The organism is Rubrivivax gelatinosus IL144 (assembly GCF_000284255.1).
Lineage (GTDB): Bacteria > Pseudomonadota > Gammaproteobacteria > Burkholderiales > Burkholderiaceae_C > Rubrivivax > Rubrivivax gelatinosus_A.
Map to the genome: position 1 here is coordinate 4,684,543 of NC_017075.1, position 24,455 is coordinate 4,708,997.

At 71.6% G+C, this 24,455-nt stretch carries 21 protein-coding genes; 17 read left to right on the plus strand and 4 right to left on the minus strand.

What is annotated here, in order from left to right; genetic code table 11:
• Positions 1 to 101: 101 nt before the first annotated feature.
• Complete coding sequence (icmF, locus tag RGE_RS21340) at positions 102 to 3,419, plus strand: fused isobutyryl-CoA mutase/GTPase IcmF (RefSeq protein WP_014430560.1); 3,318 nt, start codon at positions 102 to 104, stop codon at positions 3,417 to 3,419.
• A 49-nt stretch (positions 3,420 to 3,468) separates the two neighbouring features.
• On the opposite strand, the gene RGE_RS21345 is transcribed toward icmF, so the two are convergent.
• Both RGE_RS21345 and RGE_RS21350 read right to left on the minus strand, forming a co-directional pair.
• Positions 3,469 to 3,783, minus strand: a complete 315-nt coding sequence (locus RGE_RS21345; RefSeq protein WP_014430561.1) for a CcdB family protein — start codon at positions 3,781 to 3,783, stop codon at positions 3,469 to 3,471.
• 4 nt (positions 3,784 to 3,787) lie between these two features.
• Positions 3,788 to 4,057: a type II toxin-antitoxin system prevent-host-death family antitoxin gene (locus RGE_RS21350; protein WP_014430562.1), complete on the minus strand. Its 270-nt coding sequence runs from the start codon at positions 4,055 to 4,057 to the stop codon at positions 3,788 to 3,790.
• A gap of 129 nt (positions 4,058 to 4,186) precedes the next feature.
• Between RGE_RS21350 and RGE_RS21355 the strand changes: the two genes are divergently transcribed.
• From RGE_RS21355 to RGE_RS21380, 6 genes are all read left to right on the plus strand, one after another.
• Positions 4,187 to 5,986 carry a GGDEF domain-containing protein gene (locus tag RGE_RS21355; RefSeq protein ID WP_014430563.1) on the plus strand — a complete coding sequence of 600 codons (1,800 nt, stop codon included), beginning with the start codon at positions 4,187 to 4,189 and terminating at the stop codon, positions 5,984 to 5,986.
• A gap of 68 nt (positions 5,987 to 6,054) precedes the next feature.
• Positions 6,055 to 7,545 (plus strand): AMP nucleosidase, encoded by a 1,491-nt coding sequence (locus RGE_RS21360; protein WP_014430564.1) that lies wholly within the window; start codon positions 6,055 to 6,057, stop codon positions 7,543 to 7,545.
• An 81-nt stretch (positions 7,546 to 7,626) separates the two neighbouring features.
• The gene (locus RGE_RS21365) at positions 7,627 to 9,000 is read left to right on the plus strand and encodes an efflux transporter outer membrane subunit (protein ID WP_232504962.1); all 1,374 of its coding nucleotides are present in this window, start codon (positions 7,627 to 7,629) and stop codon (positions 8,998 to 9,000) included.
• Entirely contained in the window at positions 8,997 to 10,307 is a 1,311-nt protein-coding gene (locus tag RGE_RS21370) for an efflux RND transporter periplasmic adaptor subunit (RefSeq protein WP_014430566.1), read from the plus strand. Before RGE_RS21365 ends, RGE_RS21370 begins: the two co-directional genes overlap by 4 nt.
• Positions 10,304 to 11,011: an ABC transporter ATP-binding protein gene (locus RGE_RS21375; RefSeq protein WP_014430567.1), complete on the plus strand. Its 708-nt coding sequence runs from the start codon at positions 10,304 to 10,306 to the stop codon at positions 11,009 to 11,011. The genes RGE_RS21370 and RGE_RS21375 overlap by 4 nt, the downstream gene beginning before the upstream one ends.
• Positions 11,002 to 12,210 (plus strand): ABC transporter permease, encoded by a 1,209-nt coding sequence (locus RGE_RS21380; protein WP_014430568.1) that lies wholly within the window; start codon positions 11,002 to 11,004, stop codon positions 12,208 to 12,210. The genes RGE_RS21375 and RGE_RS21380 overlap by 10 nt, the downstream gene beginning before the upstream one ends.
• Here the strand turns inward: RGE_RS21380 and RGE_RS21385 are convergent.
• A complete protein-coding gene (locus RGE_RS21385) occupies positions 12,185 to 13,384 on the minus strand; it encodes an MFS transporter (protein WP_014430569.1) in 1,200 nt (399 codons plus the stop codon). The two genes, RGE_RS21380 and RGE_RS21385, sit on opposite strands and share 26 nt — an antisense overlap.
• 191 nt (positions 13,385 to 13,575) lie before the next feature.
• Here RGE_RS21385 and fusA point away from each other — a divergent pair, with 191 nt between their 5' ends.
• The 10 genes from fusA (at position 13,576) to RGE_RS21430 (ending at position 23,937) form a co-directional block, all read left to right on the plus strand.
• Positions 13,576 to 15,636 (plus strand): elongation factor G, encoded by a 2,061-nt coding sequence (fusA, locus tag RGE_RS21390; RefSeq protein ID WP_014430570.1) that lies wholly within the window; start codon positions 13,576 to 13,578, stop codon positions 15,634 to 15,636.
• Between the two features lie 243 nt (positions 15,637 to 15,879).
• Positions 15,880 to 16,833, plus strand: a complete 954-nt coding sequence (locus RGE_RS21395; RefSeq protein ID WP_014430571.1) for a TerC family protein — start codon at positions 15,880 to 15,882, stop codon at positions 16,831 to 16,833.
• Positions 16,834 to 16,876: 43 nt separating this feature from the next.
• Positions 16,877 to 17,536 (plus strand): energy transducer TonB, encoded by a 660-nt coding sequence (locus tag RGE_RS21400; RefSeq protein ID WP_014430572.1) that lies wholly within the window; start codon positions 16,877 to 16,879, stop codon positions 17,534 to 17,536.
• Positions 17,536 to 19,794, plus strand: a complete 2,259-nt coding sequence (locus RGE_RS21405) for a TonB-dependent receptor (protein WP_014430573.1) — start codon at positions 17,536 to 17,538, stop codon at positions 19,792 to 19,794. The genes RGE_RS21400 and RGE_RS21405 overlap by 1 nt, the downstream gene beginning before the upstream one ends.
• On the plus strand, positions 19,794 to 20,477 hold the full coding sequence (locus RGE_RS21410; RefSeq protein ID WP_014430574.1) for a Fe2+-dependent dioxygenase: 684 nt from the start codon (positions 19,794 to 19,796) through the stop codon (positions 20,475 to 20,477). The genes RGE_RS21405 and RGE_RS21410 overlap by 1 nt, the downstream gene beginning before the upstream one ends.
• Complete coding sequence (locus tag RGE_RS21415; RefSeq protein WP_014430575.1) at positions 20,462 to 21,541, plus strand: alpha-hydroxy acid oxidase; 1,080 nt, start codon at positions 20,462 to 20,464, stop codon at positions 21,539 to 21,541. The genes RGE_RS21410 and RGE_RS21415 overlap by 16 nt, the downstream gene beginning before the upstream one ends.
• 39 nt (positions 21,542 to 21,580) lie before the next feature.
• Positions 21,581 to 22,189, plus strand: a complete 609-nt coding sequence (locus tag RGE_RS21420) for a hypothetical protein (RefSeq protein ID WP_070099459.1) — start codon at positions 21,581 to 21,583, stop codon at positions 22,187 to 22,189.
• A 378-nt stretch (positions 22,190 to 22,567) separates the two neighbouring features.
• A complete protein-coding gene (locus tag RGE_RS24410) occupies positions 22,568 to 22,723 on the plus strand; it encodes a hypothetical protein (protein WP_014430577.1) in 156 nt (51 codons plus the stop codon).
• A gap of 48 nt (positions 22,724 to 22,771) precedes the next feature.
• On the plus strand, positions 22,772 to 23,014 hold the full coding sequence (locus tag RGE_RS21425) for a hypothetical protein (protein WP_100226722.1): 243 nt from the start codon (positions 22,772 to 22,774) through the stop codon (positions 23,012 to 23,014).
• Between the two features lie 62 nt (positions 23,015 to 23,076).
• Positions 23,077 to 23,937, plus strand: coding sequence for an HDOD domain-containing protein (locus RGE_RS21430; protein WP_014430579.1), 861 nt, complete (start codon positions 23,077 to 23,079; stop codon positions 23,935 to 23,937).
• Positions 23,938 to 23,946: 9 nt separating this feature from the next.
• Here the strand turns inward: RGE_RS21430 and RGE_RS21435 are convergent, their stop codons facing one another.
• Positions 23,947 to 24,429, minus strand: coding sequence for an Lrp/AsnC family transcriptional regulator (locus tag RGE_RS21435; protein WP_043785934.1), 483 nt, complete (start codon positions 24,427 to 24,429; stop codon positions 23,947 to 23,949).
• Between the last annotated feature and the right edge of the window lie 26 nt (positions 24,430 to 24,455).

Below are 24,455 nucleotides of genomic sequence, written 5' to 3' on the forward strand. Positions count from 1 at the left end.
CCGACGGTTTCGCTCCGCCGCGGCGGCGGCAGCGCGGCATGATCGGCCATTGACGTTGACGTAAACGTCAATCGCGTGCAACCGCCTCACCGACGACCGCCATGACCGAGCTGTCCGCCGACTACCAGGCCCTCGCCGCCTACCGCCCGACGCACAAGGTGCGTTTCGTCACCGCCGCCAGCCTGTTCGACGGCCACGACGCGTCGATCAACATCATGCGGCGCATCCTGCAGAGCATGGGCTGCGAGGTGATCCACCTCGGCCACAACCGCTCGGTCGACGAGGTCGTCACCGCGGCGCTGCAGGAGGACGTGCAGGGCATCGCGATCAGCAGCTACCAGGGCGGCCACGTCGAGTACTTCAAGTACATGGTCGACCAGCTGCGCGCACGCGGCGGCGAGCAGGTGCAGGTCTTCGGCGGCGGCGGCGGCGTCATCGTGCCGGCCGAGATCCGCGAGCTGCAGGCCTACGGCGTCACGCGCCTGTACAGCCCCGAGGACGGCCAGCGCATGGGCCTGGCCGGCATGATCGGCGAGATGGTGATGCGCTGCGACCGCGACCTGTCGCCGCAGGCGCCCACCGAAGTCGCCGCGCTGCAGGGCCATGGCGACGCCGCCTGGCGCGCGCTGGCGCAGGCCATCACGGCGCTGGAGAACGGCCGCGCCGACCCCGGCTTCAAGGCCGCGCTGGCCGCCGCCGGGCGCAAGGCGCCGGTCGTCGGCATCACCGGCACCGGCGGCGCCGGCAAGTCCAGCCTGACCGACGAGCTGATCCGCCGCCTGCGCCTGGACCAGGACGACCGGCTGCGCATCGCGGTGATCTCGATCGACCCCAGCCGGCGGCGCACCGGCGGCGCGCTGCTCGGCGACCGCATCCGCATGAACGCCATCGCGCCGTGGCCCAAGCCGGCCGGCCAGGACGGCGCTCATGATTCCGGGGCCCGGGTCTTCATGCGCAGCCTCGCCACCCGCGACTACGGCAGCGAGATCAGCCAGGCCCTGCCCGACGTGCTGCTGGCGGTGCAGGCCGCCGGCTTCGACCTCGTCGTCGTCGAGACCTCGGGCATCGGCCAGGGCGACGCGGCCATCGTGCCGCACGTCGACGTGCCGGTCTACGTGATGACGCCCGAGTTCGGAGCCGCCAGCCAGCTTGAGAAGATCGACATGCTGGACTTCGCCGAGTTCGTGGCGATCAACAAGTTCGACCGCAAAGGCGCGGCCGACGCCTGGCGCGACGTCTGCAAGCAGGTGCAGCGCAACCGCGGCGCCTTCGGCGACAAGCCCGAGACGATGCCTGTCTTCGGCACGATGGCCAGCCGCTTCAACGACGACGGCGTCACCGCGCTGGCCCAGGCGATGAAGCCGCGCCTGGCGGCACTGGGCCTGCCGCTGGCCGAAGGCCGGCTGGACGCGGTGGCCACCCGCGTCTCGACCTGCCAGCACGCCATCGTGCCGCCCGGGCGCACGCGCTACCTCGCCGACATCGCCGACGCGGTGCGCGGCTACAAGCGCCGCGCGCGCGAGCAGGCGGCGCTGGCGCGCGAAGCCCAGCAGCTGCGCGCCACGGCGGCGATGCTGCGCGCCGACAAGCCCGAGCGCCACCGCGCCGCCGAGGCCGTCACCGACCTCGCCGAGCAGCGCGAGGCGCGCCTGGACCCGCAGGCGCGCAAGCTGCTGGCGCAGTGGGACGAGATGCAGCGCGCCTATTCCGGCGCCGAGTACGTCGTGAAGATCCGCGACCGCGAGATTCGCACCGCGCTGACGCACACCACGCTGTCGGGCAACACGATCCGCAAGGTCGCGCTGCCGACCTGGGAGGACCACGGCGAGCGCCTGAAGTGGCTGCTGCTGGAGAACGTGCCGGGCTCGTTCCCGTACACCGCCGGCGTCTTCGCCTTCAAGCGCGAGAACGAGGACCCGACGCGCATGTTCGCCGGCGAAGGCGACGCCTTCCGCACCAACCGGCGCTTCAAGCTGCTGTCCGAGGGCATGCCGGCCAAGCGCCTGTCCACCGCCTTCGACTCGGTGACGCTGTACGGCCACGACCCCGAGCGCCGGCCCGACGTCTACGGCAAGGTCGGCAACTCCGGCGTGTCGATCGCCACGCTCGACGACCTGAAGGTGCTGTACTCGGGCTTCGACCTGTGCAGCGCCAGCACCTCGGTCAGCATGACGATCAACGGCCCGGCGCCGACGATCCTGGCGATGTTCATGAACACCGCCGTCGACCAGCAGCTGGAGAAGTTCCGCGCCGACAACGGCCGCGAGCCGACCGACGACGAGGCGGCCAAGATCCGCGCCTGGGTGTTCGAGAACGTGCGCGGCACGGTGCAGGCCGACATCCTCAAGGAGGACCAGGGCCAGAACACCTGCATCTTCTCGACCGAGTTCAGCCTCAAGGTGATGGGCGACATCGCCCAGTGGTTCGTGCACCACGGCGTGCGCAACTTCTATTCGGTGTCGATCTCGGGCTATCACATCGCCGAGGCCGGAGCCAACCCGATCAGCCAGCTCGCGTTCACGCTCGCCAACGGCTTCACCTACGTGGAGGCGTATCTCGCGCGCGGCATGCACATCGACGACTTCGCGCCCAACCTGAGCTTCTTCTTCAGCAACGGCATGGACCCGGAGTACACGGTGATGGGCCGCGTCGCGCGCCGCATCTGGGCGCTGGCGATGAAGGAGCGTTACGGCACCAACGAACGCAGCCAGAAGCTGAAGTACCACATCCAGACCAGCGGCCGCAGCCTGCACGCCCAGGAGATCGCGTTCAACGACATCCGCACCACGCTGCAGGCGCTGATCGCGGTCTACGACAACTGCAACTCGCTGCACACCAACGCCTACGACGAGGCGATCACCACACCCACCGAGGAGAGCGTGCGCCGGGCGATGGCGATCCAGCTGATCATCAACCGCGAGTGGGGCCTGGCGAAGAACGAGAACCCGAACCAGGGCGCCTTCGTCATCGACGAGCTGACCGAACTCGTCGAGGAGGCCGTGCTGGCCGAGTTCGAGCGCATCGCCGAACGCGGCGGCGTGCTCGGCGCGATGGAGACCGGCTACCAGCGCGGCCGCATCCAGGAAGAAAGCCTGCACTACGAGACGCTGAAGCACGACGGCCGGCACCCGATCATCGGCGTCAACACCTTCCGCAACCCGCACGGCGACCCGGTGCCCGAGACGATCGAGCTCGCGCGTTCGACCGAAGACGAGAAGCAGAGCCAGCTCGCGCGGCTGGCCGACTTCCACGCCCGCCACGCCGCCGAGGCGCCGGCGATGCTGCGCCGGCTGCAGCAGGCGGTGATCGCCGACGCCAACGTCTTCGAGGTGCTGATGGACGCGGTGCGCGTCTGCTCCCTGGGGCAGATCACGGCCGCGCTGTTCGAAGTCGGCGGGCAGTACCGGCGCTCGATGTAGGCGCGGCGCGCGGACCCGGGGCTGGTGCCGGCGCGGTGCCGCTCGGGCTTCAGACGCCCGACAGCACGACGTCCAGGGCCGCGACCAGCACGCCGGCCTGCTCGGCGACGTTGTCCACCGGCTGGCGGAGCAAGCGGGCAGGCAGCGGCGACGCGTAATGCGCCAGAGCGTTCAGGCGCTGGCCCTTGACCGTGACGACCGGGCACAGCTTGGCCGGCACCTTGCCGGCGAAGTCCAGCCGCGCCAGCGGCAGCGTCAGCCGGGTGGCCAGCGCGTCCAGCAGGTCGCTCTGGATCACCACGACATACGGAATGCCGGCGGCCGAACTCGCGCTGGGGTTGGCGAAGACGTCGTACTGCGCCACGGCTTCACCAGGGCCGCAGATCGTCGCCGGGAATGCCGTTGGCCTCCACCCAGGCGTTCTGCGCCGCGATCCAGTCGCCGAACTCGGCTTCGAAGGCCTGTCGGCGCGCGCTGAGCCCGGCATGCTGCTGGTTCGCCTGCAGCGCCTGATAGTGCTCGACCGACACGATGACGGTGTCGATCTGGCCCGCTTTCTCCACGAACACCGGTTCGCGTTTGGCCTGGGCGCAGATGCTGCCGAACCGGTTCTTGGCCTCGGTCGCGGTGACACGCATCGTGGTTCCTCCTCGCAGATTAGCTATTTTAGCCAACGGCAGAAGCCTCGGCGCCGGGCATGCGGGCGCCCCCGCCCCGTCCGGTGGCCGGATGTCCCCAAAGCGGCGGACACTGCCAATAATCGGAGCATGAGCGCGGCAGCCGTCCGTCCGAAGGCACGCGCCCAGGCACGCCGCCTGGGCCGTCGCGCCTGGGCCCTGCTGCACGAGGATTCGCAGCGTTCGGCCCAGCTCGCCGCCCAGGCGCTGGACAGCGCCGGCGACGACCCGGTGGCACGCGGCTGGGCGCTGCTCACGCGCGGCTTCCACGAACTCTTCTTCGCCACGCCGGCCGAGGCGCAGCCGGTGCTGGAAGCGGCCGAAGCCGCGTTCACCGCCGCCGGCGACGCCGCCGGCCGCATCCTCGCCGGCACCGGGCTGGCGCGTGCCGCCTGGCGCGCCGGGCATTACGACGGCGCGCTGGGGCTGGCGCTGTCGCTGCGCGGCGAAGGCCTGCGCGTGCTGCGCGGCGAACAGCGCGGCGTGCTGCTCAACGCCATCGCCGGCTGCTACTCGGCGCAAGGCCGCAGCGACCTCGCCTTCGCCTACATGTACGAGGCGCTGCGCGACGCCGGCAGCGCCAGCGGCCACGGCCTGGACGCGGTGCTGCACTGCAACCTCGCGCACGAGCTGCTGCAGATCGGCGACTGCCACGAGGCGCTGCGCCACGTGGACACCGGCATCCAGCGCTGCGCCCGGCTGCACAACCCGCGCCTGGCCAGCGTCTTGTGGATCAACCGCGTCATCGGCCTGACCGAGCTCGACCGCACGCACGAGGCGGTGGCCGACATCCACCGCATCTGCGCCCTGCCCGCCGACGCCTCCGGCCGCGGCCGGCTGGCGACGCATTACGAGACGCTGGCGATCGCCGCGCTGCGTGCCGGCGAGACGGCGCTCGGCACCGAGCTGGTGGCACGCGCCGAGGCGGCCTACCGCGCCGGCATCCCCGACGAGCAGGTCGAACTGGCCGTGGCGCGCGCGCTGCTGGCGCGCGCCCAGGGCCGGCCCGCCGCCGCGCTGGCGGCGCTGGACAGCGCCCGCGCGCTCGCCGGCGAGCCACCGGCGCAGGGCCTGAGCCTGCGCGTGCGCGGCCTGTACCTGCTGACGCGCGCCGACCAACTCGAAGCCCTGGGCGACGTCGCCGGCGCGCTGGCGACGATGCGCGAGTGGCAGCGAGTTCACCTGCAGCGCTCGGCCCTGGCCTCGCGCGCCCGCTACCAGGCCGCAGCGCTGCAGACCGAGCTGCTGCGGCTGCAGCAGCAGGTCGACGAGCAGGACGCACGCCGGCGCGAGCTGGAGGCGCTGAACCTGCAGCTCTCGCGCCGCGTCGCCGAGGTCCAGGCGCTGCAGGAACAGCTGCGCCAGCAGGCGACACGCGACGAGCTCACCGGCCTCTTCAACCGCCGCCACCTCAACGAGACGCTGCCGCAGATGCTGGCGCTGGCGCATCGCGAGGGCCAGCCGCTGGCGGTGGCGATCCTCGACCTGGACCACTTCAAGTCGGTCAACGACCGCCACGGCCACCCTTGCGGCGACCGCTTGCTCGCCGCCTTCGGCCGGCTGCTGGCGGCGAGCTGCCGGCGCAGCGACGTCGCCTGCCGCTACGGCGGCGAGGAGTTCTGCCTGCTGCTGCCGCGCACCGACGCCGCGGCCGCGCGGCGCAAGCTGCAGGCGCTGCTGCGGCGCTGGCGTGCCGAGCGTTTCGACCTCGGCGGCGTGCAGCTGCAGTCGCTGTCGTTCTCGGCCGGCGTCGCCGATTCGCTGGCCTGCCCGGGCCACGAAGCGGCGCTGCTGAAGGCCGCCGACGACCAGCTGCTGGCCGCCAAGCGCCAGGGCCGCAACCGCGTGCTGGCCGCCGGCGGCGCGCCGGACATCCCGGCCGCCGCCTGACACCGGTCACGGGCCCAGGCGATACTCGCCCGGCGGCGGCGCCCCGACCGCCGGCTTGCCAGGGACCCATGCCGAACGCCCCGTTCATCGCCCCCGCCCGCTTCGACGACCCGGCCGCGGCCCTCGCCCGGGTGCACGAGATCTACGCCGCCGGCATCGCCTATCTGCGCGAGCAGCTGCGCGCCTACGTCGGCGGTGCCAGGCTCCAAGGCCATGTGCGCGCCTGCTACCCCTTCGTGCGCGTGCGCACCAGCACCGTCGCGCGCGGCGACTCGCGGCTGTCCTACGGCTTCGTCGCCGGCCCCGGCGTCTACGAGACGACGCTGACCCGGCCCGACCTCTTCGAGCGCTACTACCTCGAGCAGCTCACGCTGCTCAAGGAGAACCACGGCGTCGAACTGGAGGTCGGCACCAGCACCCAGCCGATCCCGCTGCACTTCGCCGTCGGCGAGGGCGACCACCTCGAAGGCACGCTGGAGCCGGCGCGCCGGCTGCTGCTGCGCGACCTGTTCGACCTGCCCGACCTGGGTGCAATGGACGACGGCATCGCCAACGGCACCTACGAACCCGGCCGCGGCGAGGCGCAGCCGCTGGCGCTGTTCACCGCGCCGCGTGTGGACTACTCGCTGCAGCGCCTGCGCCACTACACCGGCACCGCGCCGGCGCACTTCCAGAACTTCGTGCTGTTCACGAACTACCAGTTCTACATCGACGAGTTCGTGCGCCTGGGGCGCGAGGCGATGGCCGATCCGGCGTCGCCTTACCTGGCCTTCGTCGAGCCGGGCAACGTCGTCACGCGCCGCACGGGCCTGACGGCCGAGCCGGGCGACGAGGCCGGCGTCGTGCCGCCGCGGCTGCCGCAGATGCCGGCCTACCACCTCGTCGGCCCCGGCGACGGCGGCATCACGATGATCAACATCGGCGTCGGCCCGTCGAACGCGAAGACGATCACCGACCACGTCGCGGTGCTGCGCCCTCACGCCTGGCTGATGCTCGGCCACTGCGCCGGGCTGCGCAACACGCAGCAGCTGGGCGACTACGTGCTCGCCCACGGTTACGTGCGCGAGGACCACGTGCTCGACGAGGAACTGCCGCTGTGGGTGCCGATCCCGCCGCTGGCCGAGGTGCAGCTGGCGCTGGAGCAGGCGGTCGCCGAAGTCACCCAGCTCTCGGGCTACGAGTTGAAGCGCGTGATGCGCACCGGCACGGTGGCCAGCACCGACAACCGCAACTGGGAGCTGCTGCCCGGCCGCAATGCCGCGACGACGCCCGAGCGCCGCTTCAGCCAGAGCCGCGCCGTCGCGCTGGACATGGAGAGCGCGACGATCGCCGCCAACGGCTTCCGCTTCCGCGTGCCCTACGGCACCTTGCTGTGCGTCAGCGACAAGCCGCTGCACGGCGAGATCAAGCTGCCGGGCATGGCCAACACCTTCTACCGCGAGCGTGTCGACCAGCACCTGCGCATCGGCATGCGCGCCGTCGAGCTGCTGCGCGAGGAGAAGCCGGGCCGGCTGCACAGCCGCAAGCTGCGCAGCTTCGCCGAGGTCGCCTTCCAATAAGCTTTTGTTTACACGAGCACCCGACACTTGCGGGTGACCGTGCATGACCGACGTCTCGTGAGAACTCGAATTCTTGACCGCGTGGCCACCGTCGCCGCGGCGGCCGTGCTCGTAGGCTGCGCCGTGGCGCCGCCCGAACCCGCCGACCGCGCCCGCCTGGAACCGACGCTGCCCGCCGCCTGGAGCCGCAACGCCCCGGCCGCCACCCCCACCGACGCCTGGTGGGCCGGCTTCGACGACCCGCTGCTGCTGTCGCTGGTCGACGACGCGCTGGCCGCCAACCTGGACCTCGCCTCGGCGCGCGCCGCCGTCGCGCGCGCCAAGGCATTGCGCGACCTGGCCGACGCCGGGCGCTGGCTGCAGGTCGGCAGCTCGGCCAGCGGCGGCCGCGTGCGCTCCGGCGAGAACTATTCGCGCCAGCTCTCGATGGGCCTGGACGCGAGCTGGGAGCCCGACTTCTTCGGCCTCAACGCCAGCACGACGGCCGCGGCCGAGGCCGACCTCGCCGCCGCCGGCGCGACGCTGCAGGCCACGCGCCTGACGGTCGCCGCCGAGACCGCCACCGCCTATCTGCAATGGCAGGGCACGCGCGAGCTGCTGGCCATCGCCCGCGAGTCGGTCGACAGCCAGGCGCAGACGCTGCAGCTGGTGCAGTGGCGGCTGCAGGCCGGCCTGGCGAACGCGGTCGACGCCGAGCAGGCGCGCGCCAACCTGGAGCAGACCCGCGCCCAGCTGCCGGCGCAGCAGACCACGCTGCAGCAGACCGAGAACACGCTCGCCATCCTGCTCGGCCGGCCGCCGGCGACGCTGGGCGCGCGCCTGGCCGACGCTCCGGCGGCCGCGCCGCGGGTGCCGGCGGTGCCGGCCGGCGTGCCCGCCGAGCTGCTGCGCCGCCGCCCCGACCTGCGCGCCGCCGAATGGAGCGTCAGCGCCGAACTCGCGACGCTGGACGCGCGCCGCGCCCAGCGCCTGCCGGACTTTTCCCTCAGCGGCAGCGTCGCGCTGCGCGCCGCCACCTGGTCGGGCCTGGGCGGCCCGGGCGCGGTGGCCGCCAGCCTGCTGGCCGGCGTCTCCTGGCCGGTGCTCGACGGCGGCGCGACCCGCGCGCAGATCGCGGCGCAGCAGGCGACACTGGAGTCGGCCCAGGCCAGCTACCACGCGGCCGTGCTGAACGCGCTGGGCGACGTCGAGGACAGCCTGGTCGCGCTGGACCGCGGCGGCGAACGTGTCGCGGCGCTGGAACGCGCCGCCGAGGCCGCGGCCAACGCCGCCGAGCTGGCACGGGCACGTTACCGCAGCGGGCTGATCGACTTCGGCACGCTGCTCGACGCCGAACGCAGCCTGCTGTCGGCGCGCAGCACGCTGGCCAGCGCACGCACCGACCTCGCACTCGCCGGAGTGCGCCTGTACAAGGGCCTGGGCGGCGGCTGGACCGCCGAGGCGACGAGACCATGACCGAAACGAAGACCGATCCGAACGAGGTCCAGGCGCTGCTGGGCGCCGAGGCCCACCGCCCCTGGTGGCGCCGCACGACCGTCTGGCTGATCGCCGGTGCCCTGGTGCTGGTGGCGGCCGGCGTCGTCGTCGCGCAAAAGCGTGCGGCGAGCAACGCCGCGCCGCGTTTCATCACCACGCCGCTGGCGCGCGGCACCTTGTCGATCACCGTCACCGCCACCGGCACGCTGCAGCCGACACGCTCGGTGGCCGTCGGCAGCGAGCTGTCGGGCACCGTCGCGCGTGTGCTCGTCGACGTCAACGACCGCGTCAAGAAAGGCCAGGTGCTGGTCGAGTTGGACACCGCCAAGCTGCGCGACTCGGTGAACGGCTCGCGCGCCAACCTGCAGGCCGCCATCGCCCAGCGCCACCAGGCCGAGGCGACGCTGGCCGAAGCCCGCGCCAACCTCGCGCGCTACGAGGAGGTGGCGCGCCTGTCGGGCGGCAAGGTGCCGTCGGCGGCCGAGCTGGACACCGCGCGGGCGACCGCGCTGCGCGCCGAGGCCGACCTCGCCGCCGCGCAGGCCAGCGTCGCCCAGGTGCAGACCACGCTTTCGACCAACGAGACCAACCTCGCCAAGGCCTCGATCCGCTCGCCGATCGACGGCACGGTGCTGGCGCGCAGCGTCGAGCCCGGCAACGCCGTTGCCGCTTCGCTGCAGGCAGTGACGCTGTTCACGCTGGCCGAGGACCTGACGAAGATGAAGCTCTCGGTCGATGTCGACGAAGCCGACGTCGGCCAGGTGAGCAACGGCCAGAAGGCACGCTTCACCGTCGCCGCGCAGCCCGGTCGCCAGTACCCGGCGCGCATCACGCGCGTGGCCTTCGGCTCGACCAAGACCGACAACGTCGTCACCTACACCACCGATCTGGAGGTCGACAACGGCGACCTGTCGCTGCGCCCGGGCATGACGGCGACGGCGACGATCGCCGCCACCGAACGCGAGAACGTGCTGCTGGTGCCCAACAGCGCGCTGCGCTTCAAGCCCAACCTGGCCGGCGCGCCGGGCGCCGGCGGCGGCAACGACGGCATCATGTCCAAGCTGATGCCGCGCCCGCCCGGCATGAGCGGCTACCGCCGCTCGCTCGGCGGCCCGGGCAAGAGCGCCGACAGCGGCAAGGGCACGATCTGGGTGCTGAAGGACGGCCAGCCGGTGGCGCTGGAAGTGAAGAAAGGCCTGTCCGACGGCCGCCAGACCGAGGTCTCGGGCCCCGGCGTCGCCGAGGGGCTGGCGGTGATCACCGATCAGGCGAGCGCGGCGCCATGAGTTCCCTGCTGGAGCTTTCCGGCATCACCAAGACCTACGGCGAAGGCAGCGCCGCGTTCCGCGCCTTGCGCGGCATCGACCTGGAGATCCCGGCCGGCGAGTTCACCGCGGTGATGGGCCCCAGCGGCTCGGGCAAGTCGACGGTGATGAACCTGATCGGCTGCCTGGACACGCCGACCAGCGGCAGCTACCGCTTCCGCGGCGTCGAGGTCACGGGCATGAGCCGCGACCAGCGCGCGCTGCTGCGCCGCCGCCACATCGGCTTCGTCTTCCAGGGCTTCCACCTGCTGGCGCGCACCAGCGCGCAGGAGAACGTCGAGCTGCCGCTGCTGTACCGCGGCGAAGGCGCCAAGCAGCGCCACGCCGCGGCGCGGCGCGCGCTCGAGCAGGTCGGCCTGGCGGGCTGGGAGCACCACACGCCGGCCGAGCTCTCGGGCGGCCAGCAGCAGCGCGTGGCGATCGCGCGCGCCATCGTCACCGAGCCGACGCTGCTGCTCGCCGACGAGCCCACCGGCAACCTGGACAGCGAACGGGGCCGCGAGGTGATGTCGCTGCTGGTCGCGCTCAACCGCGAGCACCGCATCACCGTCGTGATGGTCACGCACGAGCCCGACATGGCGGCCTACGCCCAGCGCATCGTGCGTTTCCGCGACGGTCTGATCGCCGGCGACGAACGGGTCGCGGAGGCCGAACGATGCTGCTGAACACGCTGCTGCTGGCGCTGCGTGCGATCCGGCGCAACCTGATGCGCTCGGTGCTGACGACGCTGGGCATCGTCATCGGCGTGGCCGCGGTCGTCACGATGGTCACCGTCGGCAACGGCGCGACCAAGGCCGTGCAGACGCAGATCCAGAGCCTGGGCAGCAACCTGCTGATGGTGCGCCCGGGCCAGCGCCTGGGGCCGGGCGGCTTCTCCGGCGGGCCGTCGTTCAAGCTCGCCGACGCGACCGCGATCGCGACCCAGATCGGCGGCGTCGCCGCGGTCGCGCCCGAGGTGCGCGCCAGCGTCACCGTCGTCGCCGACAACCGCAACTGGGCCACCACCGTCACCGGCAGCACCAACGACTACTTCCCGGCCGGCAACTGGAAGATCGCCGCCGGGCGCATGTTCGAGCAGCCCGAACTGGACTCGGGTGCGGCGGTCTGCATCATCGGCCAGACGGTGCGGCGCGAGCTCTTCGGCGCCAACGCCGACCCGCTGGGCCGCGGCATCCGCGTCAAGCAGTTCAGCTGCAGCGTCATCGGCCTGCTGGCGCCCAAGGGCCAGGGCGCGATGGGCATGGACCAGGACGACATCATCATCGTGCCGGCCTACACCGCGCAGCGCCGCCTGACCGGCAGCACGCGCGTGCAGACCCTGCTGGTGTCGCGCCGCGACGGCAGCGACGCCGAACGCGTGAAGGCCGGCATCACCGAGCTGCTGCGCGAACGCCGCAAGCTCGGGCCCAACGACGACGACAACTTCAACGTGCTCGACACCCAGCAGGTGGCCGACACGCTGTCGGGCACGACCAAGCTGCTGACCTCGCTGCTCGGCGCGGTGGCCGCGGTCAGCCTGCTGGTCGGCGGCATCGGCATCATGAACATCATGCTGGTCAGCGTCACCGAGCGCACACGCGAGATCGGCCTGCGGCTGGCGATCGGCGCGATGGAGCGCGAGGTGCTGGCGCAGTTCCTGATCGAGGCCGTGGTGCTGGCGGCGCTGGGCGGCCTGGTCGGCCTGGTGCTGGCGACCGGCGCGTCGATCGGCATCTCGGCGCTGCTGTCGGTGCCTTACGAGTTCCAGCCCGGCATCAACCTGCTGGCCTTCGGTTTCTCGGCGGCGATCGGCGTCGTCTTCGGCTTCGTGCCGGCGCGGCGTGCCGCGCGCCTGGACCCTATCGAGGCCCTGCGCCACGAGTGAGCAGCGGGCGCAGCGCGATCAGCCCCAGCAGCGGGCCGATCGCCAGCGCCGGCACCACCGTTTCCAGCGGCCAGCGCGCCGCCGCGGCGACGAAGAGCTGGATGCTGGCGATCGAGATTCCGAAGCCGATGCTGTTGGCCAGCGTCAGCACGCTGCCGACCAGCGCCGGCGGCGCGTTCGTCGCCGTCAGCGCCGAGAACTGCGGCGAGTCGCCGGCCACCGTGATGCCCCAGAGCACGAGCCAGGCGCCGAACAGCGGCGCCGGCGCGTGCAGCAGCCAGGGCGCGAGCAGGCAGCACAGGCCGCTGGTCGCGAGCTGGATGCCGGCGACACGCGCGCTGCCCCAGCGCGACGCCGCCCAGCCGCCGCCGGCGCAGCCCACGGCGCCGGCGCCGAGCACGACGAAAGCCGCCCAGGACAGCGAGGCACCGGCCAGCCGCGTCGCCAGCACCGCCGGCACCAGCACCCACATCGTGTAGAGCTCCCACATGTGGCCGAAGTAGCCGAGGATCGACGCGCGCACGCGGCGGTCGGTGGCCGCGGCCCAGAGCGCACGCAGCGGCAGCCCGGAGCCCGAGGCGCGTGGATGCGGCGGTTCGGGCACCAGCAGGAAGACCAGCAGGCCGGCGGCCGCCGACGCCAGCGCGACGCCGTCGAAGACCACGCTCCAGGGCCAGCCGGCCGACAGCGCACGCAGCGCGTGCGGGCTGGCGCTGCCCAGGATCAGCGCGCCGATCAGGAGCCCCAGCGCCGGCCCCAGCCCACGCGGGAACCACAGCGCCGCGAGCTTCATGCCCACCGGGTAGATGCCGGCCAGGCAGAAGCCGCCCAGCGTGCGCCAGACGAGCAGCGCGTCGAAGTCGGCCGCATGCTGCCGCGCCATTGCGGCGCAGCCAGCGCCGGCCAGCGCGCAGACCAGGAACACGAGCCGCGCCGCAAAGCGGTCGGCCACCGCCAGCAGCGCGAACAGCAGCGCCCCGGCGATGAAGCCCAGCTGCACCGCGGAGGTCAGCGTGCCGACGGCCGTCGCCGGCCAGCCAAACGCGGCCTGCAGCTCGGGCATCACGGCGTTGGCGGCGAACCACGTCGAGGTGCCGGCCAGCTGCGCCAGCACGATGACCGGCAGCACGCGGCGGGGGGCGCGCACGGCGGCGCGGGTGGACTCGTCGGGCATCGTCGCGACGAGGCTAGCGGCTGCCATCGGCCGGCCAAAGCGGGGGCGAACCCGGGGTTGACGGCTTGCGCCGGGTCAAGCGGCCGATTCGTGACCGGCTTGTGTCGCCTGGGGGGATCCCTTAACCTGACCTCGGCCTATCCGTTGACAAAACTCAGGCCGCCCGGCGGCCGAACGCTAAGGAGAAGAGCATGCCCAGCCCCCTGTCTGGCGCAAGCGTAGGCATCGAGTCGATCCGCACGCTGGCTTTCGTCGGCCCCTCGGCCGCAGGCAAGACCACCCTGGCCGAAGCCCTGTTGCAGCGCACCGGCGCGATCGGCGCCGCCGGCAGCATCGAACGCGGCTCCACCGTAAGCGACCACGCCCCGCTCGAGAAGCGCATGCAGCACTCGCTGAACGCCAGCGTGATGCACCTGACGCACGCCGACACGCGCATCCACTTCATCGACACCCCGGGGGGCCCGGACTTCCTCGGCCAGAGCCTGCCGGCGCTGGAAGCGGTAGAGACCGCCGCGGTCGTCATCAACGCCGGTACCGGCATCGAGCCGATGGCGCAGCGCATGATGGACTACGCCGCGTCGCGCCACCTCGACCGGCTCGTCGTCGTCAACAAGATCGACGCCGCCGGTGTCGACCTCGCCGGCCTGCTGGCGCAGATCCAGGCCGCGTTCGGCAAGGAATGCCTGCCGCTGAACCTGCCCGCCGCGGGCGGCAGCAAGGTCGTCGACTGCTTTTACAACCGCGAGGGCGACAGCGACTTCGGCTCGGTCGACGCGGCGCACCGCGCGCTCGTCGAGCAGGTCGTCGAGGTCGACTCGGACTTCGTCGACCGCTACCTCAACGACGGCGACGTCGACCCGTCGGAACTGCACAAGCCGCTGGAGCAGGCGCTGCGCGAAGGCCATCTGATCCCGGTGTGCTTCGTCTCGGCCCGCACCGGCGCCGGCGTCGCCGAACTGCTGGACGTCATCGTCAAGCTGCTGCCCAACCCGACCGAAAGCAACCCGCCGGAGTTCCTGAACGGCGAAGGCGCGGCCGCGGTGACGATGCAGGCCGAGCCCGACCCGGCCAAACACGTGCTGGCGCACGTCTTCAAGGTCACGGTCGACCCGTACGTCGGCAAGATGGGCATCTTCCGCGTCCACCAGGGCACGGTGCAGCAGAACCAGATGCTCTACGTCGGCGACGGCCGCAAGCCCTTCAAGGTGACGCACCTGTACCTGCTGCAGGGCAAGGAGCACGTGGAGGTGACGCGTGCGCTGCCCGGCGACATCGTCGCCGTGCCCAAGGTCGACGAGCTGCACTTCGACGCCGTGCTGCACGACGCCGCCGAGGACGACCACATCCACCTCAAGCCGCTGGACTTCCCGGTGCCGGTGCACGGCCTGGCGATCGGCCCCAAGCGCCACGGCGACGAGCAGCGCATGTGGGAGATCCTGGGCAAGCTGATCGACGAGGACCCCTGCCTGAAGGTCGAGCACATCGCCTCGACCAACGAGACCGTGATCTACGGCCTCGGCGACCTGCACCTGCGCACGCTGCTGGAGCGCCTGCGCGAGGTCTACAAGTTCGAGGTCACGACGCGGCCGCCGCGCATCGCCTACCGCGAGACGATCACCGCCAACGCCGAAGGCCACCACCGCCACAAGAAGCAGACCGGCGGCGCCGGCCAGTTCGGCGAGGTGTTCCTGAAGGTCGAGCCGCTGCCGCGCGGCGCCGGCTTCGAGTTCGCCGACCAGACCAAGGGCGGCGTGATCCCGAACCAGTTCATCCCCGCCGTCGAGAAGGGCGTGCGCGAGGTGCTGGTCGGCGGCGCGATCGCCGGCTATCCGGTGGTCGACGTGCGGGTCATCGTCTACGACGGCAAGAGCCACAGCGTCGACAGCAAGGAGATCGCCTTCGCCACGGCCGGCCGCAAGGCCTTCATGGCGGCGATCCGCGAAGCCCGACCGATCGTGCTGGAGCCGATCGTGACGATCGAGATCGTCGCGCCCGACGCGGCGATGGGCGACATCACCGGCGACCTGTCGGCCAAACGCGGCCTGGTGACCGGCACCGCCAATGCGGCGCCCGGCACGGTGGTGATCCGCGGCCAGGTGCCGATGTCCGAGCTCTCGGGCTACCAGTCGCGCCTGAACGCGATGACCGCCGGCCAGGGCCGCTACACGATCGAGCTGTCGCACTACGACCCGGTGCCGCCGACGGTGCAGCAGCAGCTGCAGAGCCAGCACCAGGTCAAGGAAGACGACTAAGCCTCCACGGGCGGGCCGCCGGGAGGCGCCCCGCCTGTTTCGCCCCGCCGGGCGCAGGGTTTGTGGGGCAGTTCCTAGAATCCGCCCGGTCGAAAGGGGAGTAGCCGCGCCCATCGGGCGCCGCGGCCCCCCGTCATCACGGAGCACCGGCTCGCCGCCGCCCTGCTCCCGGGACCGCACGGGATCTCCCGCGCAAGACCTTTCGGCACGAATCGTCCGTTCGTTGCCATTCCTGGAGGTCTCGTGGAGAGCATTGCACCGCTGTGGTTGTGGGTCGTCTTCGTCGTCTCGGTCGTCGTCGCGCTGGTCGTCGACTTCGTCGTCATGCGCCATCAGGGCGCACACGCCGTCGGCGTGCGCGAGGCGCTGCGCTGGTCGCTCGTCTGGGTCGCGCTGAGCCTGGCCTTCAACGCGCTGTTCTGGTGGGCGCTGCAGGGCACCCACGGCGCCGAGGTCGCCAACACACGCGCGCTCGAGTTCCTGACCGGCTACCTGATCGAGAAGAGCCTGGCGGTCGACAACATCTTCGTCTTCCTGATGATCTTCAGCTACTTCGCGGTGCCGCCGGCATTCCAGAAGCGGGTGCTGATGATCGGCATCGTCGGCGCGATCGTGCTGCGCACGCTGATGATCCTGGTCGGCTCCTGGCTGATCGCCGAGTTCCACTGGCTGCTCTACGTCTTCGGCGCCTTCCTGCTGATCACCGGCATCAAGATGTGGCGCCACGCCGGCGAGGCGCCTGACATGGAAGCCAACCCGGCGCTCAAGCTGCTGCGCCGCGTGCTGCCGGTCAGCCGCGGCCTGGACGGCGAGAAGTTCTTCACCGTCGAGGACGGCAAGCGCATCGCGACGCCGCTGCTGCTGGTCGTCGCGCTGGTCGGCATCACCGACGTCATCTTCGCCGTCGACTCGATCCCGGCGATCTTCGCCATCACGACCGACCCGTTCATCGTGCTGACCTCCAACGTCTTCGCGATCCTCGGCCTGCGCGCGATGTACTTCCTGCTCGCCGCGGCAGCCGAGAAGTTCCACCTGCTCGGCTACGGCCTGGCCGTCGTGCTCAGCTTCATCGGCACGAAGATGCTGCTGATCGACGTCTTCAAGATCCCGGTACTGGTGTCGCTGGGCGTCATCGCCGCGATCCTCGCGGTGACGATGGTCTGGAGCCTGAAGACGGCGCCGAAGCTCAAGACTTAACAAGGCAGATACGAATCATTCGCGTTCATGCTAGAGTCGTCGTATGAACACGATGGCTCTGGCACCGCAGATGCCCCCGCGCCGCCGCCGCCCGGCGTTCAGTCTCGTCGTCGTCGCTGCGCACGTTGTGCTGTTCTGGTTGGCGCTGGAGTTCGGCGTGCTCGAACGCGCGGTGGCCAGCGCCGCGCCGCTGGTCGTGCAGATCGTCGCGCCGACGGTGCAGCGTGAGCCGCAGCCCGAGCCGCTGATCCCCCGCCCCAAGATCGCACCGCCGCCGCTGGCCACCGTGCCGGTGCCGGAGGTTCCGGTCCAGCGCGAGACCCCGGCCGAGACGATCCGCGTCGCCGCCGCGCCCGCCAACCCGGTGCCGCCGGCGCCGACCGCCGCCCCGGCGCCCGCGCCGGTCACGCCCACCATCCGCCAGGTCCCGCCCAGCGCGCTGCGCTACCTCGTCGAGCCGCCGGTCGCCGTGCCGCTGGCGTCGCGTCGGCTGCGCGAGTCGGGCACCGTCGTGCTGCGTGTCGTCGTCGACGTGCGCGGCCATCCCCGCAGCGTGACGCTGCGGCGCTCGTCGGGCTTCCCCCGCCTGGACGAGCAGGCGCTGGGCGCAATGCGCCAGGCGCGTTTTCTCCCCTGCACCGACAACGGCCAGCCCGTCGAGTGCGAATCCGACGCTCCCATCGTCTACGAACTGGAGAACTGATGTCCCCGAAGACGCTCACGCTCGGCGCGCTGGCCGCCGGGTTCGGGCTCGTTCCGCTCGCGGTGGCGCAAACCGCACCCACCGAAGCCGACGAGACGACAACCCTTCCCGCGGTCCGTGCCAAGGCCGCCGCCGAGCCCGACGGCAAGTCGAGCTACCAGGCGACGACCACACGCATCGGCAAAGGCACGCAGGACCTGCGTGACGTGCCGCAGTCGGTCACCGTCATCACCGAACGGCTGATCGACGACCGGAATCTCGACACCCTGAAGGAAGCGCTGAAGAACACCGGCGGCATCTCCTTCCAGGCCGCCGAGGGCGGCGAGGAGGACATCCGGCTGCGCGGCTTCTCGCTGCAGTCCACCGGGGACATCTTCATCGACGGCATGCGCGATCCGGCGTTCTACGACCGCGATTCGTTCAACTGGGACCGTCTGGAACTGCTGCGCGGCTCGGCCTCGATGCTCTTCGGCCGCGGCTCCACCGGCGGCGCGGCCAACCAGGTGACCAAGCAGCCGCGCCTGCTGAGTGCCAACGAAGTCGGCGTGACGCTCGGCAGCGGCGAGTACGCCCGCGCGACGGCCGACTTCAACGTCAGGACCGGCGAGGAGGCCGCGCTGCGCATCAACGCGATGGCGACCAAGGCCGACGACTGGGGCAACAAGATCGACAAGCGCGGCATCGCGCCGACCTACCGCTGGGGCATCGGCAGCGCCGACGAGTTCAGCGTCGGCGCGTATTACCTGGACAACGACAACGGCGTGAACTACGGCCTGCCCTGGCTGACGCCCGGCACGCGCGGTGGCGACTGGCTGTGGCCGACGAGCCCGAAGAACACCTACGAACTGGCGAGCGACTACGCGCAGACCGGCACGCGCCAGGCCAACTTCAGCCACCTGCACCGCTTCGAGGACCGCTCCGAACTGCGCACTGCCGTGCGCGCCGCGCACTACTGGCGCGACCAGCGCGCCAGCGCCATCCGCTTCGCGCCGGCGTCGGCGCAGCCCGGCGGCCTGCCGGTGACCTCCGACACCTTCGGCCCGGACACGGTGCTGACACGCTCCAACGGCAGCGGCGTGCAGCTGAAGAACATGGAGATGGACACCGTCTACGTCCAGAGCGACTACAGCGGCCGCCACCGCTGGGGCGGACTCGAGCACTCGCTGCAGGCCGGCATCGACCTGGCCGACGAACAGTTCGACAACTACGGCGTCGCCGCCGGCTCGCCGACGTTGGTCAAGCCGCCGACGACCGTCGGCACGCCGGCCGACGGTGCCTGGGTCGACGAGTCGGCGCGCAAGCTGACGCGCACGCGGACCTTCGACGCCAAGGCCGTCGGCGTCTACGCGCAGGATCTGGTGCAGGTCGCACCGTCGTGGAAGCTGCTCGCCGGCCTGCGCTGGGACCGGCTGGACGGCGACTACAAGGCCATCACCGCGCAAGGCCAGCCGACGACGGGCAATCCGCCGCAGCCCAACCCCTGCTACACGCCGGCCGGCACCTCGTACAGCCGCAGCGACTCGCTGTGGAGCAAACGTTTCGGCGTGCTCTACCAGCCGTCGCCGTTCAGCTCGTACCACGCGTCCTACGGCACCTCGTTCAACACCGCCGGCGACACCTACCAGTACGACGCCGGCACCTCGAAGGTCGACCCGGAGTCCAGCCGCAACCTCGAGTTGGGCGCCAAGCTCGACAGCGAGGACGGACGCTTCACGACCCGCGTCGCGGTCTTCCACTCGACCAAGTACAACGAGCGCAACCGCGACAGCGAGACCGTCAACGCGTGCAACTACGTGCTCTCCGGCGAGCGCCACGCCGCGGGCTTCGAGTTCGACATCGCCGGACGGCTGACACCGGCCTGGGAGGTCTACGCCTCCTACTCGTGGATCCCGGAGGCCGAGGTCGACAAGTCCAGCGGCGCCGCCGGCACCGAGCCTGCGGGATCTCGTCCCGGACTGACGCCGCGCCACAGCGGCTCGCTGTGGACGACCTACCAGGTCTCGCCGAAGATCCGCGTCGGCGCCGGCCTCAACGGCCGCAGCCGAGACAAGCCGGTGGGGCTGGCAGCGGATTCGAAGATCAGCGCGCCGAAGTGGATCACCGCCGACCTGATGGCCGAGTACGCGACCGACGAGCTGAGCTACAAGGTGAACATCACGAACGTGACCGACGAGCACTATGCCGATCAGCTCTACCGCGGCCACTACATCGCCGGCAAGCCGCGCACCATCCAGTTCACGACGGTGCTGAAGTTCTGATGCTGCTGCGCCTGGACGGAGTGCTCGCCCCCGAAGCCCTCGCCGAAGCGCGGGCGCTGCTCGCTCGCGGCGAGTGGGTCGACGGTCGCACGACGGCCGGGGCGCAGGCCGCGCAGGTCAAGCGCAATCGCCAGCTGCGCGCCGACGCCCCCGAGACCCAGGCGCTGCAGCAGCTGGTGCTCGGCGCGCTCGAGCGCCACGCCTTGTTCTTCACCGCGGCGCTGCCCAAGCGCGTGCTGCCGCCCGGCTTCAACCGCTACGGCGGCGAAGCCAACCACTACGGCAACCACGTCGACCAGGCGATCCGCTACCACCCGCAGACGCGGCAGGCGATCCGCACCGACATCTCATGCACGGTGTTCCTGTCCGACCCGGCCGACTACGACGGCGGCGAACTCGTCATCGAGGACACCTTCGGTGAGCGCCGCGTCAAGTTCGCGGCGGGTGACGCCGTGCTCTACCCGGGCACCAGCGTGCACCGCGTCGAGCCGGTGACACGCGGCGAACGGCTGGCGGCGTTCTTCTGGATCGAGAGCCTGGTGCGCAGCGACGAGCAGCGCCGCCTGCTCTTCGACCTGGACATGTCGCTCGTGGCGCTGCGCGAGCGACACGGCGAGAGCGCCGAGACGGTGGCACTGACCGGCACGTATCACAACCTGCTGCGGCAGTGGGCGGACAGCTGAACACGCCGCCGGTCAACGCCGGCGACTACCAGGCACTGGCGCAGGAGCGGCTGGACGCCAACGCCTGGGCCTACTTCGCCGGAGGCGCTGGCGACGAGATCACGCTGCGCGACAACCGTGCAGCCTGGGAGGCGCTGCGCCTGCTGCCGCGCATCGGAACGTCGCTCGCCGGCGCCGACACCAGCGTCGAGCTGCTCGGCCGGCGCTGGCCGACGCCGCTGCTGCTGGCGCCGGTGGCGTACCTGCGCATGGCGCATCCCGACGGCGAACGCGCCGCCGCGTTGGCCGCCGCGGCCCAGGGCTGCGGTCTGGTGCTGAGCTCGCAGGCCAGCACCCGGCTGGAAGACGTCGCGGCCCTGGTACGCGACGAGGCCGGCCGCGGGCCGCTGTGGTTCCAGCTCTACCGCCAGCGCGATGCCGGCCTCACGCGCGAGCTGATCACCCGGGCCCACACGGCCGGTTTCGAGGCCCTGGTGCTGACCGTCGACGCTCCCGTCAGCGGCGCCCGCGACCGCGAACGGCGGGCCGGATTCCGCCTGCCGCCGGGCGTGTCTGCGGTGAACCTGCCACCGCCGAGCGCGGGTGGCGGCACGCTGCTGCAGCAGGCAGCGGAGCACGTACTGGATTGGGCGGCGATCGAGGCGCTGGCCGCCGCGTCGCCGCTGCCGCTGCTGCTCAAAGGCGTGCTGCACCCGGACGACGCGCGACGGGCGCTGAGCTGCGGGGTCGCCGGTCTCGTGGTGTCCAACCATGGTGGACGCACGCTGGATACGACCGTCAGCACGGCCTGGGCGCTGCCACGCATCGCCGACGCGGTGGGCGGCGCGCTGCCGCTGCTCGTCGACGGCGGCATCCGGCGCGGCACCGACGTCGTCAAGGCGCTGGCGCTGGGCGCGACCGCCGTGCTGCTGGGGCGCCCCCAGGTCTGGGCGCTGGCGACCGCGGGCGCGCCGGGCGTCGCGCACCTGCTGCGTCTGCTGCGCGACGAACTCGAGATCGCGCTGGCGTTGTGCGGCTGCCCTGGCAGCGCGCGCATCGGTCGCGGCCTGATCGCCGGCGGCTGAGACATGAGGCCGGTGAAGCCGGCTTTATCATCGCGGGTGATGCAAACGGCTGCTCCCGATCTCGCGCAGGTGCGCCTGGACAACGCACTCCGCCTGTTCGAGGAGTTCGTGCGCCAGACCGCACGCCACGCCGATGCCGCCACCCTGCGCGGCCTGGAGCGGCGCTTCGCCGAACGCGTGCAGATCCAGCCCAGCTACTGGAGCCAGATCAAGAGCCGCTCGCGCCAGATCGGCGAACGCCTGGCACGCCAGTTCGAGCAGCTCTGCCACAAGCCGCGCGGCTGGATGGACCTGCCGCACGACGGCAGTGCCGAACGCAGCGCCGAACCCGCGGCCGCCGCCACGACGACGGCCACCGCGGCCGCGCCACTGCCGGACAACGTGCCGCGCGACGACGACGAACGGTTCATCGTCGGCCTGGTGCTGACCTACTATCGCCGCCATCCGCAACGGGCGCGCACGCGGCTGCTGGACTTGCTCGGCGAGGTGCTGACTCCGCCGGCCGAGACTGCGCCCGCCCGTCCGGCCGGCTCCCCGGCCACGCGCACGCCGGCCCGGCCCGCTGCGTCCACGGCCGCAGCCGAGGATCCGGCGGATCTCTGGCGCCGCAGCCAGACCGGCGTCGCACCGCTGAAGCCGCGCAAGTAAGGCTCACGCGCGCCCTGGCGCGCCCGTTCCCTCGATCGACAGGCCGTTCCGCGGGCGTGGCAGACGCGGCACGCCCCCCTTGTTCGTTCGCCACGAAACGCTTGCCCTATTGATAACGTTGTCTTTATCATGCGCGCAAGCCCGCTGCATCAGCCCCTGGCCGCAGCGCCCTTCCACCCCCGATCGGATTCGATGAAGCCCGCACGAGCGTTCTGCCCGTTCCGTCGCCCCAGTTTGGCGGCCGCCGCTTTCGTCGTGTCCGTTCTCGTCACCCGCCCCGGGTCGACGCCGCTCGCCTGACGCCTTTGCTGGCGTGTCGACGGCCCGGGCATCCCCGGGCCGTTTCGTTTGTGCGGCCCGCTTTCGAGGAGAAGTTCGATGAAGACCACTGTCAGCCGCAAGCCCCGCAACCCGTTCGCCGTCGCGGCCAGCCGCCGGCGTGCCGGCCCGCACCGCCCGGGCAACGGCGCCCTGCGCCAACGCGCCCGCGACGCGATGCGCCGCGAACTCGAGACCGTGACCCACAGCCCCTGAACAGCACGCGGGACGGCCGCCGCCGCGGCGCACCCGCAGGAGACGATGATGAGAACCACCGCCCAGATCCTGGTGCCCGCGACCCGCGGCACGGCCCGCCGGCTCGCCGCCCGCACGCTGGTCGCCACCAGCCGCTGGCTGAGCCGCGTAGCCGCCTGGCTGCATGCCGAACGGCGCTTGCCGCCCGGTGAGCCCGTGCTCGAGTTCTACGCCGAGGCCGGCGCCCCCGAAGGCGCGCTGTACCTCGACGGCCAGCTCGTCGGGCACATCGCCGGCGTCACGCGCCTGTGACGCGTTCCTGCGCGGCTTAAGTGGACGCGCACGCGGCCGATAAATCCGCATAGAGTGTCCTCATGAGCCCGCCCGTTCCTGTCCGCCCGACGACGTTCGCGACGCCCGCGCGCGACGTCGACGGCTGGGCGCGGCGCTTCGACACCGCGTCGATGCCGATCCTGGCCGAGACTGCGGCAACGCTGCAGGGCCTGCGCGAGAACGAGGACGAGGTCGACGCCCATCTGCTCACCGAGACGGTCGCCGCCGATCCTCTGCTGACGCTGAAGCTGCTGTCGCACGTCGCCCGCGCGCAGCGCACGCGGAGCTTCGACACACGCGGCGACGTCGAGACGGTGACCGCGGCCCTGGTGATGCTCGGCATCGCGCCCTTCTTCCGCCTCTTCGCCGATTCGGCCGTCGTCGAAGACTGGCTCGGCGACCAGCCCGAGGCGCTCGAAGGTTTTCGCCGCGTGCTCGTGCGCGCGCACCGTGCAGCCAACTTCGCCACCGCGTTCGCCGTGCACCGCATGGATCACGACGTCGCCGTGATCCGCGAAGCCGCGCTGCTGCACGACTTCGCCGAGATGCTGGTCTGGCTGCATGCGCCGACGCTGGCATTGGAGATCGCGCGCATGCAGACCGACGACCCGGCGCTGCGCAGCGTCGTCGCTCAGGAGCAGGTGCTCAACATCCGGCTGACCGATTTGCAGCAGACGCTGCTGACGCAGTGGCGCCTGCCGCCGCTGCTGGTGAAGATCACCAACGAGCGTCACTCCGAGGCGGTGCAGGTGCGCAACGTGCTGCTGGCGATCCGCCTCGCACGACATACCTCGGCCGGCTGGGACAACCCGGCGATTCCCGACGACGTCGTCGACATCGCCTCGCTGCTGAACATGCGCATCGAGCCGACCTGGGCTCTGCTGCGCGACATCGACGGCTGAAGCGCTGCGCTACAGCGGCAGCGCGGTCGTCGACTTCAGGCGCTGCAGCACGAAGCTCGTCTTGCAGTCGCGCACCGCGGGGTGCTTGAGCAGCGTGTCCATCACGAAGCGCGAGTAGTGCTCCATGTCCTGCACGACGACGCGCAGCAGGTAGTCGATGTCGCCGCTGAGCGCGACACACTCGATGACCTCGGGCCAGGCCTGCACTGCGGCGGCGAACAGGTCCAGCGGGCTGCGGGCCTGCGGATCGTTGTGCTTCTCCAGGCGCACGGTCAGGTAGGCCGTCAGGCCCAGCCCGACGCGCTCGGGCGCGAGCAGCGCCACGTAGCCGGAGATGACGCCACCGTCTTCCAGACGCTTCACGCGACGAAGCGCGGCGCTCGGCGACAGCGACACGCGGGCCGCCAGCTCGTCGTAGGTGATGCGACCCTGCGCCTGCAGCACCTGCAGGATGCGTCGGTCCACGGCGTCGAGCGGGTCGGAAGGATCCATCGCGGTCATTCTTGCAGTTTTCCTGC

Bases quoted from the DNA above. Each gene is read 5' to 3' on its own strand.
- icmF (WP_014430560.1), top strand. From the start codon at position 102: ATGACCGAGCTGTCCGCCGACTACCAGGCCCTCGCCGCCTACCGCCCG.
- RGE_RS21350 (WP_014430562.1), bottom strand. From the start codon at position 4,057: ATGCGTGTCACCGCGACCGAGGCCAAGAACCGGTTCGGCAGCATCTGC.
- RGE_RS21355 (WP_014430563.1), top strand. From the start codon at position 4,187: ATGAGCGCGGCAGCCGTCCGTCCGAAGGCACGCGCCCAGGCACGCCGC.
- RGE_RS21360 (WP_014430564.1), top strand. From the start codon at position 6,055: ATGCCGAACGCCCCGTTCATCGCCCCCGCCCGCTTCGACGACCCGGCC.
- RGE_RS21370 (WP_014430566.1), top strand. From the start codon at position 8,997: ATGACCGAAACGAAGACCGATCCGAACGAGGTCCAGGCGCTGCTGGGC.
- RGE_RS21375 (WP_014430567.1), top strand. From the start codon at position 10,304: ATGAGTTCCCTGCTGGAGCTTTCCGGCATCACCAAGACCTACGGCGAA.
- RGE_RS21380 (WP_014430568.1), top strand. From the start codon at position 11,002: ATGCTGCTGAACACGCTGCTGCTGGCGCTGCGTGCGATCCGGCGCAAC.
- RGE_RS21385 (WP_014430569.1), bottom strand. From the start codon at position 13,384: ATGCCCGACGAGTCCACCCGCGCCGCCGTGCGCGCCCCCCGCCGCGTG.
- fusA (WP_014430570.1), top strand. From the start codon at position 13,576: ATGCCCAGCCCCCTGTCTGGCGCAAGCGTAGGCATCGAGTCGATCCGC.
- RGE_RS21400 (WP_014430572.1), top strand. From the start codon at position 16,877: ATGAACACGATGGCTCTGGCACCGCAGATGCCCCCGCGCCGCCGCCGC.
- RGE_RS21405 (WP_014430573.1), top strand. From the start codon at position 17,536: ATGTCCCCGAAGACGCTCACGCTCGGCGCGCTGGCCGCCGGGTTCGGG.
- RGE_RS21410 (WP_014430574.1), top strand. From the start codon at position 19,794: ATGCTGCTGCGCCTGGACGGAGTGCTCGCCCCCGAAGCCCTCGCCGAA.
- RGE_RS21420 (WP_070099459.1), top strand. From the start codon at position 21,581: ATGCAAACGGCTGCTCCCGATCTCGCGCAGGTGCGCCTGGACAACGCA.
- RGE_RS24410 (WP_014430577.1), top strand. From the start codon at position 22,568: ATGAAGACCACTGTCAGCCGCAAGCCCCGCAACCCGTTCGCCGTCGCG.
- RGE_RS21425 (WP_100226722.1), top strand. From the start codon at position 22,772: ATGAGAACCACCGCCCAGATCCTGGTGCCCGCGACCCGCGGCACGGCC.
- RGE_RS21430 (WP_014430579.1), top strand. From the start codon at position 23,077: ATGAGCCCGCCCGTTCCTGTCCGCCCGACGACGTTCGCGACGCCCGCG.
- RGE_RS21435 (WP_043785934.1), bottom strand. From the start codon at position 24,429: ATGGATCCTTCCGACCCGCTCGACGCCGTGGACCGACGCATCCTGCAG.